11 protein-coding genes and 1 tRNA gene are annotated in these 11,209 nt (G+C 36.6%); 6 read left to right on the plus strand and 6 right to left on the minus strand.

What is annotated here, in order from left to right; genetic code table 11:
- Together AABE15_RS03790 and AABE15_RS03795 are read left to right on the plus strand one after the other, a co-directional pair.
- The coding region (locus AABE15_RS03790; RefSeq protein WP_338329950.1) for a Do family serine endopeptidase at positions 1-1,556 on the plus strand (1,556 nt) is incomplete at its 5' end.
- 33 nt (positions 1,557-1,589) lie between these two features.
- Entirely contained in the window at positions 1,590-2,603 is a 1,014-nt protein-coding gene (locus tag AABE15_RS03795) for an FUSC family protein (RefSeq protein ID WP_338329951.1), read from the plus strand.
- A 21-nt stretch (positions 2,604-2,624) separates the two neighbouring features.
- Here AABE15_RS03795 and AABE15_RS03800 read toward each other — a convergent pair whose 3' ends face one another.
- Complete coding sequence (locus AABE15_RS03800) at positions 2,625-2,840, minus strand: Trm112 family protein (RefSeq protein ID WP_338329952.1); 216 nt, start codon at positions 2,838-2,840, stop codon at positions 2,625-2,627.
- A 44-nt stretch (positions 2,841-2,884) separates the two neighbouring features.
- Complete coding sequence (locus tag AABE15_RS03805; RefSeq protein ID WP_338329953.1) at positions 2,885-3,856, minus strand: co-chaperone YbbN; 972 nt, start codon at positions 3,854-3,856, stop codon at positions 2,885-2,887.
- 200 nt (positions 3,857-4,056) lie between these two features.
- On the opposite strand from AABE15_RS03805, the gene AABE15_RS03810 reads away from it, so the two are divergent.
- The 4 genes from AABE15_RS03810 (at position 4,057) to AABE15_RS03825 (ending at position 7,167) form a co-directional block, all read left to right on the plus strand.
- Positions 4,057-4,131: transfer RNA gene (locus tag AABE15_RS03810), tRNA-Gly, on the plus strand.
- Positions 4,132-4,336: 205 nt separating this feature from the next.
- Complete coding sequence (locus AABE15_RS03815; protein ID WP_338329954.1) at positions 4,337-5,113, plus strand: DNA/RNA non-specific endonuclease; 777 nt, start codon at positions 4,337-4,339, stop codon at positions 5,111-5,113.
- A 149-nt stretch (positions 5,114-5,262) separates the two neighbouring features.
- The gene (locus AABE15_RS03820; protein WP_338329955.1) at positions 5,263-5,862 is read left to right on the plus strand and encodes a LysE family transporter; all 600 of its coding nucleotides are present in this window, start codon (positions 5,263-5,265) and stop codon (positions 5,860-5,862) included.
- 132 nt (positions 5,863-5,994) lie between these two features.
- Positions 5,995-7,167 (plus strand): acyltransferase, encoded by a 1,173-nt coding sequence (locus AABE15_RS03825; RefSeq protein ID WP_338329956.1) that lies wholly within the window; start codon positions 5,995-5,997, stop codon positions 7,165-7,167.
- 2 nt (positions 7,168-7,169) lie between these two features.
- Here AABE15_RS03825 and AABE15_RS03830 read toward each other — a convergent pair whose 3' ends face one another.
- The 4 genes from AABE15_RS03830 to AABE15_RS03845 form a co-directional block, all read right to left on the minus strand.
- Entirely contained in the window at positions 7,170-7,604 is a 435-nt protein-coding gene (locus AABE15_RS03830; protein ID WP_338329957.1) for a hypothetical protein, read from the minus strand.
- A gap of 42 nt (positions 7,605-7,646) precedes the next feature.
- Positions 7,647-8,066 carry a hypothetical protein gene (locus AABE15_RS03835; RefSeq protein ID WP_338329958.1) on the minus strand — a complete coding sequence of 140 codons (420 nt, stop codon included), beginning with the start codon at positions 8,064-8,066 and terminating at the stop codon, positions 7,647-7,649.
- A gap of 17 nt (positions 8,067-8,083) precedes the next feature.
- The gene (locus AABE15_RS03840; RefSeq protein WP_338329959.1) at positions 8,084-8,527 is read right to left on the minus strand and encodes a hypothetical protein; all 444 of its coding nucleotides are present in this window, start codon (positions 8,525-8,527) and stop codon (positions 8,084-8,086) included.
- A gap of 196 nt (positions 8,528-8,723) precedes the next feature.
- Positions 8,724-9,839: an asparaginase gene (locus AABE15_RS03845; protein WP_338329960.1), complete on the minus strand. Its 1,116-nt coding sequence runs from the start codon at positions 9,837-9,839 to the stop codon at positions 8,724-8,726.
- Between the last annotated feature and the right edge of the window lie 1,370 nt (positions 9,840-11,209).

The raw sequence follows: 11,209 nt of genomic DNA on the forward strand, positions 1-11,209 counted from the left end.
GTATACGGCGTGTAATAATAGGGTTATTGTATAGTTTTTTTGTAGTTATTATTACATTATATGCGACGAGGCATTTAAAAATATGGTTTCCTTCACCCCCTGATCCAATCGTAAAAACGAAAACCCAACCAAATGTTCCTCCAAGCTTTTCCGAACTAGCTGAAAAGCTTCTCCCAACAGTTGTAAATATCTCTGCAACAAAATTATCTACCGCGAATATGTCTGAAGACGATTCAGATGAAGACCAATCCAATGATTTCAATAATGACAAAGGGGCTTCGCCTTTTGAAAAATTTTTTAAAGACTATTTGAATCGCAAAGGGGTATCGGAAGGTAACTCTGATACTCTTCAGGCCCTGGGCTCTGGGGTTGTCATAGATCCAAACGGTTGGATTGTAACAAATTATCATGTGGTCAAGGATACGAATCAAATCATCGTTACTTTTGAAAACAGCCATATATTAAAAGCCACTTTAAAAGGATTTGACGAGCGTACAGATCTAGCTTTACTTAAAGTTTCGCCTAAAACCCCCTTACTCATTGCGCAATTTGGTAACAGTGACACATCAAAAATAGGGGATTGGGTGTTGGCTGTGGGCAATCCTTACGGACTATCCAATACAGTTACTTCAGGTATTATTTCTTCTCGAGGGAGAAATATTGATCAAGGGCCATATGATGATTTTATACAGACGGATGCTCCAATTAATAGAGGGAATTCTGGTGGTCCATTGTTCAATATGCAGGGGAAGGTAGTCGGGATCAATACCGCTATTTTTTCTCCTTCAGGCGGTTCAATTGGAATTGCTTTTGCAATACCTTCCAATGAAGCCATATGGGTTATTGACCAACTTAAGCGTGATGGTAAAGTTTTTAGGGGTTGGTTAGGCGTTCGCATCCAAGAAGTTGATGAATCCCTTGGGGAAAAAATACATATCACACCCTTTACAGGGGCATTGGTGGTCGATGTGGAGGCAGACAGTCCCGCAGCAAAAGCAGGTCTACAAAAGGGTGACGTTATTATAGCTGTAGACAATCAATCAATTACTGCGCAAACTTTGCCTCGAAGAATTGCTAGACTTCAAAATGGTAGTTCCATATCGTTAACTATTATTCGTCGTAATCAAAGACAAATTATGGTAGCAAAAATTGCTCCATTGGTTGAAAAACAACACATATCTTCTGACCAAGAATCCGAAGAACAGTCTAAGATTATAGTGGTAAAAGGGGCAGCTATAGAAGTAAGTGACATTGATGACCTTCTTCTTCAAAAATATGATCTTCCTGAGGGGCAAAAAGGGGTTATCGTGACGTGCGTGACCAAAAAGGCGAAAGGGAAAAAATCGCTTTTTCACGTAGGAGATCTCTTTCTTGGTGTTAACGATGAAGAACTTCAAAATGTTTCAGATTTATTAAAATTTATCAATACAGAGAATTCGTCTCAGCAAAAAAATGAACGAAAAATTTCTTCCAATACTATGATTCGATTATTGGTAAAAAGTGACAATAAATTACATTGGGTTACCTTAAAGAAAAAGGATATTATAGTTCGTTAAAACCTATTGCGTTTGTATACGAAAGACCAAAGAGTGCAGATTAATCGAAGAGAATTAATTTCTTCCTTACAACAAAGTATGCGGTTGTTATTGTCCATTGCACTTGCTAGTTTTATAGCGCATTTATGCCATTTACATGAACCGTATTGGGCACTAATGACCTCGATCATAGCGACTCAGTCTAAAATTGCACAAACTTTACAAACCAGTAGGGATCAAATTGTAGGTGCTATCATAGGAGGAAGTGCGGGTTTAATTGCGATTGCGCTACAACAATATTTTGGGTGGTCGCCTTTGCTTGCGTTTTCTATTGTTATAATTCCTATGGCCGCCCTGGTATCTTGGCGACCTTCAATGCGTTTGGGAATGGTTACCTTGGCGGTTGTTATTTTGTTTCCTGCGCCAGGAGAAGTTTTTGAAAGGCCATTTGACCGGATTTTTTCTATTATTGTGGGTGTTATTGCGTCCTTAATTGCCAGCTATTGCGTATTAAAGTCGCAAGCAAGAAATAATGTTTTTTTAAGTGCTGCGTCTGCTTTGGATAAAATCAATATTTTACTGCATTACGCATTAACCTCTCCTATTGTATGGGAGGAAGTAGAAACAATGAACGATTCAATAACCAATGAATTAAGAAAATTATCCGATGAACTCGCTGAAGTTAGGAAGGAACACCCTACGTTGGTGTTAGAACATTATGATCCTGTCCTTATACATATTTTTTCATTATTAAGACGTTTGCAGAGCGACTCTATTTTTGTTGAACGCGCTTTGGATGAAAAGAAAAATAGATTGACAAAACATTATCAACTGGAAATAACTACTTTTTTACAAAAGAAAATAAAAAAACTAACTTCTCTTTGCAATGAACAGGCGAATTATTCAAAACCTTACGTGCCTATTGACGCAAAAGACTACGCGTTCGGATGCGATGTATCCCCCATTTTATCCAAGTTAAAAGGCAATTGCCCCTCTATAGTCTATTTCACGCTAGAAGCTTTATTAAAAGATTTAGTAGAAGGACAACGTTTGTTGTTTCAAAAATAAAAATAAATGCTGAAATTCTAGTTATGATTTGTTTTTATAGGTTGCTAGTTCCTCGTCACTTAGTTGCCTAGCTTCTTCGGCAATCATTACTGGAATACCATCTTGTATAGGGTAGGCAAGGTGGGCTTGACAACTAATGAGTTCGTTATGGTCTCTATCATAAATAAGAGGTCCTTTTGTCAAAGGACACACTAAAATGGATAATAAGCGTTGATCAAGAGGCGCTTGAGCGTTCATTATATAAACCTTTTATAAATGGTGACGATGAAATCCCATACTATTTAGGAAAAAAGCAGACTAGATAATTGTCTTCTGGCCTCTAAAGTATCTTTGTCGTTCATTCCCCATGATTCAAAAAATTTAAAGAGTTGATTTCGTGCAGCGTCATTATTCCAATGCCTTTCTTTACGAATAATTTCGAGCAATTGTTCAGCGGCTTCTTTCCTTTTATGGGAAGCATTTAACGCCGTTGCATACTCAAATCGTGCTTGAAAATTTTTAGGATCTTTTTTAATTAATTCAATAAGGGACTGACTTTCTTTTTGAGCTTTTTCCCCATCAATAGCCAGGTCAATTGCCGATTTTGCACCAATAACTTCTTTATTTTTTTTCATGTCTTCTGGAATTTGTTCGTAGAACTCCATGGCACCATCGGATCCAGAATGAATCAATAGACAACGAAGCATTCCTGCCCATGCTTCTCCTTTAGAGGGGTCAGCTTCTAGGGCTTGTGAAAAAGCACCCATAGCTTCTTCAATTTTATGTTGATCTAAGAGATCTTGACCCATTTGAATAGAGCCAGCGCCAGGCATTGAGCCACCAGAGGCCTTTAAAATCTGTTCAATAAAATTATGCACAGCGCTTTCAGGTTGTGCACCTTGAAGCAAATCAATAATTTCCCCTTTCCAAAAGGCAGCAACTAAGGGTATAGATTGAATAGGGAGCCCCACTTGGGCCAATTGTTGAACCAAGTGAGGACTTGAGTCTATGTTGAGTTTGACTAATTTAATTTGCCCTTTGGTTGCACGCACGGTTTTTTCGAGTATAGGGGTAAGCTGTTTACAGGGGCTGCACCATTCAGCCCAAAAATCAACCAAAACGGGTTGGCTGTTACTGCTTTCAATAACTTCTGGAATAAAATTGTTTTGGTCTCCCTCAATGATTGTACTTTGAGGAGTGGAAGAAGATACCGTGTGACCATCTTCATTGAGAATTTGGGGTTTGTTCGGTGTATGGGGGTCGGTTAAGCTCATTCGTTTCAAAGATCCTATAATCCGATTTTGGTATAGTGTTGCCGAAGATGTTGTATAATTTATTTTAGCTGAGATTTTGATTATACCAGATTTTAAAATTATACAGGGTATTTTTAAAATCTAAAAAAAAATAATTTTTTAATTTTTCCCCCTTGCATGAAAGTAGCAAATACCGTAAAAACAGTTTTACGTTTAGTCGAGCGGGCGTAGCTCAGGGGTAGAGCACAACCTTGCCAAGGTTGGGGTCGTGGGTTCGAATCCCATCGCCCGCTCCAATAGAATTCCTAGAATAAAATATACGTTCTAGCCAGTTTATTAAATTAATTCATTTTTGATTGTGACTATACTATTTCTTTCGATTTAAAAATAGTTTTACGATAATTTCCCACTATACCAATAAAGTATGTTTCACGCTTCAGTTTAAAAGTAAAGTGTAGGTTTGTTTTTAAAACATAATATTTATATTGGGTATGTCAAATAATGGTAAGAAAAAGCGAATTGTCTTTTACTGTCTTGGTAGGACTGTCGCTAGGGTTTGTTTGTATTGGTAGTACTGGTTTTGCTCAGTCGGATTGCCCGCAATTTTTTTATGAAAATCATCTTCCCCTCGTTCACACGGTCGATCATGTTTTGTGCCAAAAAAATTTTGCATTAGGATACTCTGATAAAACGCTAACGAATAGCTTTTCTGCTGAGCATTTAACGGATGAAATGATTGAGAAAAGTAAAAGGATGAGACGTTATGGCTCGTTCGATTATCGCAATCCCATTCTCCGCGATTATAAAAACTCTGGGTATGATCGTGGGCATATGACCCCTAGTGGGGATATGCCTGACTATTTTTCACAAATACAGACATTTCAATATCAAAATATCGTACCACAGACCCATGCGTTAAACAGCGGTAAATGGAATTGGATTGAGCATAAAACAAGACAAATGGCGTTGCACTATCATTCTTTGTTTGTGGTTACGGGTCCTTATTTTACTTCCATCAAAACCATAGGTACATTAGGAATTTGGGTGCCTTTTGCAACCTGGAAAGCTATTTATATACCCCAATTAAACAAAGCCGGTGTGTATACGTGCTTTAATCGAAAAAAACCTGTGTGTTATATACAGACGCTTGATGCATTTTACAAAAGAACAGCTATAGATCCTTTCCCCGCTTTGGAACCAGCGATAAAAAAGGCCCCTTTATTTCTTCCAAAACCCAAACCTAAACGGCCAAAACGGGTATTATTCCCCATCTATTAATCCTACATTAGCCTATTTTCTAATGCTTTCGTCCATTAGAACAACAGTAGCGTTTTAATATCGGCATTAAAACTTTACCCTCTATAGGGAATAGCGTAAGAACATAATTTCGGTTTTAAATGTTTCGTTGATAATTCGGATTATTTTTTATGCTCGTCCTTAGCCTTTGTCTTATTCATCTTTTTGCTGTAGCCGTCCCTGGGCCTGATTTTTTAGTAACGTCTCGGACGGGTCTTGTCGGGACAAAAAAAAATATTTTCCAGGTTGCTTTGGGTATTACGCTGGGTAGTACCATATGGTCATTGCTTTCGCTTTTTGGCTTGCAAATTCTTTTTGAATATTATCCGTTTTTGAACAAGATAATGCTTTTATGCGGTTCTGTTTATTTGATGTATTTGGCTTATACCATTTACAAGCAAGCAAATCATCCTTATAAAATTCAGTCAAACCCTTGCCAATCATTTTTTTTACTGGGTTTCATAACTAATTTATCGAATCCAAAAGCAATATTATATTTTGCAAGTATATTTACGGTTCTTCTTAGTCACACCAAGATTTGGTTTTCATTAATTTTGGTATTCATTTTAACGATTGAATCATTTGCTTGGTTTCTGCTCATAGGACTTGGGTTTTCGCATTCCACAATAAAACAGTTTTATCAAGGATATCAATCGCATATTGATAAAGTTTCAGCTAGTGTATTTGTACTATTTGCTTTTTTGCTTATAGGCGAAGCGTTGATAAAATGACTTAGCAGCGTTTTTTATTAGATGTAGATTTTATCTCTTTTCAACCGAATACATTTTAATGGTTAAGCCTTATCGTTTGAATACTTATCTGTCATTTTGTGAATATGAGTTTTAGTCGAAATAAAAGAAATAATGACCTATTTTAGTTTATGGCCGACATTCTTTGTTACATTGTTTTTATTGGTTCTGATTATGTATTTACCAGTACCAATAAAAAAAATAGAATCTGGAACACACATTCGATACAGATCCATAGATGGGATGAGAGGATATTTGGCCTTGGCTGTGGTTTTTACCCATAGCCAAGGACTCTATGCAATTATTCGGTTTAATCGATTAATAGAAAACCCAAGCTCAATGTATAGTCAATTGGGCACTATGGCTGTTCATTTGTTTTTCATGATCACAAGTTATCTTTTCTGGACGAAATTGCTTAACAATCAAGGTAAAAACGAATGGAAACAATTTTACCTTAGGCGATTGTTCCGTTTAGCCCCCTTATACTGGTTAGCGGTTTTTTGTGTCGTATTAATCGTTATGATAGAATCGGGGTGGCAATTAAAAGTTAGTGTGAATCGCTTTGTATTCCAAATTATGTCTTGGCTGGCGTTAGGGGTGCTTCCTTTACCCGATATCAATAATCGTTATGCCAGTTTTATGATACTTTTTGGAGTGACATGGACGCTTAAATACGAGTGGTTTTATTATTGTATGTTGTTTCCTTTATCCTTTATGGCTAGAAGTTTTTTACGTTCCCTAATTTTTTGTTTGTTCCTCCTTTTCATTCTCTATGGATTGGACCAGTATGTTTATGTATCACCCACTTATAAACAATTTATGCATGTTTTTTTTACCTTCACTGTTGGAATGCTTTGTGCAACCGTACACCATCGTTATGCTTGTAGAATAAAATTAAATCCTTTGATTTCATGCATAACAGCTCTATTGATCCTAGCAGTCTTGCTTGTAAAAGCTGAATCCTTAGATAGCTTGCGCAGTATATTGTATGGGCTGATTCTTTTTTGCGTTGCATCAGGAGATAATTTTTTTGGGGTCTTGACATTCCCCGGCTCATTGAAACTCGGTGCAGTAAGTTATGATATTTATTTATTGCAAGGCTTAGTGTTTCAAACCGTTCTAAATATAAAGCCGTTAGGTGGTTTCGCCGTTGCAAGCCCCTATAATTATTGGTTAATGGTCTGGCTTATCTGTTCTGTTTTAATGGTTTTTGCTGTGCTTGCACATCGGTTGATTGAAAAACCTGGAATAAACATAGGCAACAAAATTATAAAAGAGCTTTTTTAACTCTAAGATTCTGGTTGCACCTGAAGCGCTTGAGGGTTTTCAGCTTTTGTACAGTCTTCAATAAGATTTTGTACAATAGTCAGTATTTTTTCCCCTTTGATAGGATCAGTCCTAAATACGTGGGGCTTATTTTCTGTATCCTTAAGCACATAAGTGCTATACCCTGAATCATCCATATCACCTTGTTTAGGCCAATCTAAAAAAGAAAAGCGATACTTTTTGTGTGATTCCATCGTAATTGTTACAAAACAGACGTTATCGGATTCAACGCTGGCTATTCGTTTGCCGTCTACAGTGGCTTTAACAGGGGCTAATTGATTCAGATCATGAATGGCTTCAACATTTCCTTGATCCGGAAGGGGATCAGATGCACAGGTTATCGTGCTTACCAGCAGACTCAGTACAGATAATAAAGGTAGAATAAATTTTTGGTTCATTTGCTCCGAAACTTTAAGTAATACTTTTTAAATCGAAAAGATTTAATGGTTTAAATTAAACGTGATCCGCTTTAAATTGTTCATTTTTAAAAAATTACAAGTGCTAGAATGATAAGATTGACAATCGTTTGTTTCTTTATAGGGTATGAGCGATTGATTCTCTTGCTTAAATGTAAGGCTGCATTTGCCGGACGTTATGGAAAGAATGTTATTTTTTAATGCAAAAGGATCAATATATCCTTTAAGCTCAGCATTACAGGTAGATGATTTATAAGTTACCATGCCATAAGCAGGATAATAAGGAAGGTAGATTACCGATTGGTATTCGTCATTTGCCTTGTGCTCATACATGACAAGGTTGATGGGTAACTGAGCCAATTCATTTGCATAGGAAAGATTTTTACTCGTCGATGGCGTAATCGTAAAAGAAGCAATAAGGAAAAAAGCTAAAATGTTTTTCATTTGCAAAACTCACACTTTTAAGGAGGGTACAAACGAGAAAGAGGCGATAAACTCGAAAAGCTGCAAAAATCGCCGTGCCACGTGCTGCAAGACGGGGTTTCATTGGTGACAAATAGTTTGCTGTCCTTTAGTTTGAACGTTATTTTGCAATGGGTATCTTCTGCTGATGTAAATACAATTTCTAAGGGCTGGGTTTTTTCTATACGGGTTTCACCGTAGGAATTGGCTTGGCAAGTCGGAGAATCATAGGCAACCAATGCCGCTCCCGTTGCGTTTGTGTAAAGAGCGATAACGTAATTTTGTTTGTCTTTGTGGGCTTCGAAAATATTAATTTGGGGTACAGTTTTACTGACAGTTTTATTATGTTTTTTTTCTTTTTGTTTCAAATTATGGGCGAGGGCAGCGTGGCATGACAACGAAGCTATATACGCGCTGGTTATGAGCAAACTTAGAGTTTTCACGCGTTGTCTCCCATAATTTTTTAATACATACAAAGTAAAAAAAATTGATATATAAGCAAAAGTAAAGTTTAGATAATTAAAAAGCTTAGGGTATGAACCATATATTGCCCAAATGTGTAAATTAAGATTAGACAATATATTTTTAAGCTAAATTAAAATAAAAGAATTGATCCTTATCCTAAAATAAAAATTAGATTTAGTATAGTTTTGAAAACTGTTTTTGAATCTCTTGCGTGGTGTTAACTGCGTTGGCTAAAAGAATTTGTAGCAATATTCTTGATTTTTGTGGATTTAAATATTCTGAGACAACAAAATTATAAGTGTCATCGTTGACTTCGACATTCCTATTCACAAACCCATTGCCTACGCGTGTGGAACGTACGACAATTACCCCTTTTTTGGATGCTTTTTCCAATGCAGAAATTGCTTCAGCAGAGGTGTTTCCATTACCAACCCCGGCAAGGATGATGCCTCTAGCACCTCTTTTAACAGAATCTTCAATAAGTCCAGAATCCATTTGAATATGGGAGTAAATAATGTCGACTCTGGGGAAAGGAATTTTGGAAGGTATAGCAAAAGCTGCTTTGGTTTCCATTGGGGGAGGGCTAAAAAAATAAACGTGATTGTTACTGATCGTTCCTATAGGGCCGCTTAACGGAGCTTTAAACGTTTGGACACTCGTACTATTGGTTTTTTGAGCAAATTGAGCAGAAATAATATCGTTATTCATGACAATCATCACCGGCCTATTGCGGGCTTCGGGATTAGCAGCCACTCGGACAGCATCCAGTAAATTCCCCGCTCCATCAGCGCTTACGGCATCTGCAGGCCTCATGGAACCAACCAGAACAATCGGTTTACGATGTGGTAACACTTGGTTTAGAAAAAACGCGGTTTCTTCCATGGTATCGGTACCATGCGTGATAACAATACCGGACACTTTTGGATCCGATTCAGCTTTCTTAATTTCTTTTGCAAGATCAACAATAACTTTATCGTTCATATCCTGCGAACCAATTTGAGCCACAGCTTTGACGGTAAGGTTAGCCTCTTTTTTTAAGGCTGGAACAGAAGCGACCAAATCTTCACCGCTGGTTTGACCTGCTCGGTAATCTAAGCCTTGTTTATTTTCCTTGCCTGCAATGGTGCCCCCAGTTGTAAGAACCAAGACATTAACTTTATTGGGATGGGAATAGGTCATAGATTTTGAAGGAATTGATGAAGCAGGTTGTGCTTTTGCCAAGTGAAAAGCATACGTTACAAGGGTTATACTTGTAAAGCACGTTAAGAATATTTTTTTTGAATGATACATAATTTGATTGCTAAAGCTGAAACTATTTGGTGATGATAAGATAATTTTTTTATTTGTAAAGTAGTACAATTAATCGTTTGGATATCGACGTTGAAAAAGTAAACTGCATTGTTTCTCAACGATAGTGTTTAAAATACAAACCAATTTAAACCGTTTTATTGAATTTACAAGTCTTGTATCGGTTATTTCTAAGGCTGTAATAAAACGCTAATATGCCACGTTTGCTTTCTCAAAAAAATTAGTCGTTGTGGAGAAAGATCCTACTTTGGTTTCCTTAGATTCGTAAATGCGCTGGGTAGAAGAGAATAGGGTTATTACGCCTCACTTATGGCAGGTATGAAAATATTAACTTAAGAATTCGATAGGACATCAAATTTTTAGAGTGGCGAGGGTAAAAACCCTGTTATGAATATTTATGCACAATCTAAATATCTGGATACAAAATTAATCCTAGACAGATTTTCTCAGACAGAAGAAGAATTGTATTCTCTGGAAATAGAAGTTTAATAGCAGATAGTCCATTGAGCAGTAATTCTGTTTTAACTCAGTCCTTAGTTGTGGGGTATCCTTGGGGTAAGGGATTAATAAATGTAGCGATCTAAGGAATGATTGCTGTCCATAGTCCTTGAATGGGTTTTACAGCGATTAAACCTAAACATATTTTTATTAATGTGCCTGGCGTTTTTTTAACAAAATTGCTTTCGTTGATTCTTTGCAAATTGCAGTACTTTTGTGAAAGCGTTGCCAGTTAATGTAAAATTTGGCGCCATTGTAGGTTATTGTGACTTTAACAAAGAAAATGATATTACGCTTTTATGATTAAAAAAAGCCAACCTTGACATCCGTCAAGGGTTGAGTTGTTCTTAACCCGTCAAATTCTCCTAAAAGAGAAGGAAGAAAAGCACAAAACCTACTTTATATAGGGTTCGAAAGAATTCTGTTGAGAAAAAAGATAATAATAGCATTGTTGATAGCTTTAAATTGAGAAACGATAAATGGCCAGGACTAGGTTTTTTCAAAACAATTGTAGGGAAAAACGCGCTTCTCACAGTTTTTTATTTTAAATTGAAACCAATTCATGGTTCGTTCACCTAAAATAAACAATTTTGGGCTTGGGAAGATAGTTCAAATTGTAATAAGTGAATTTACCTAGAGTTTGCGGATAATTCTGTGAAACTGTTCGTTGAAAAAAATTGCTTGTCGTTTTGTGATGGTTTATTGCAAATTTAAGGTTAGTTTTATTTCAGCAGATTGAAATTAGGACATCGAAAATCTGCCCTATCAAGCGGGTGATGTTTTTTTATTAAAACTGTTCGGTATGAAAAATATCAAGAGGATATGTATTTCTGAGAGTAAAATTAATTTTACTC

The organism is Commensalibacter sp. Nvir (genome assembly GCF_963921845.1).
Taxonomy (GTDB): domain Bacteria; phylum Pseudomonadota; class Alphaproteobacteria; order Acetobacterales; family Acetobacteraceae; genus Commensalibacter.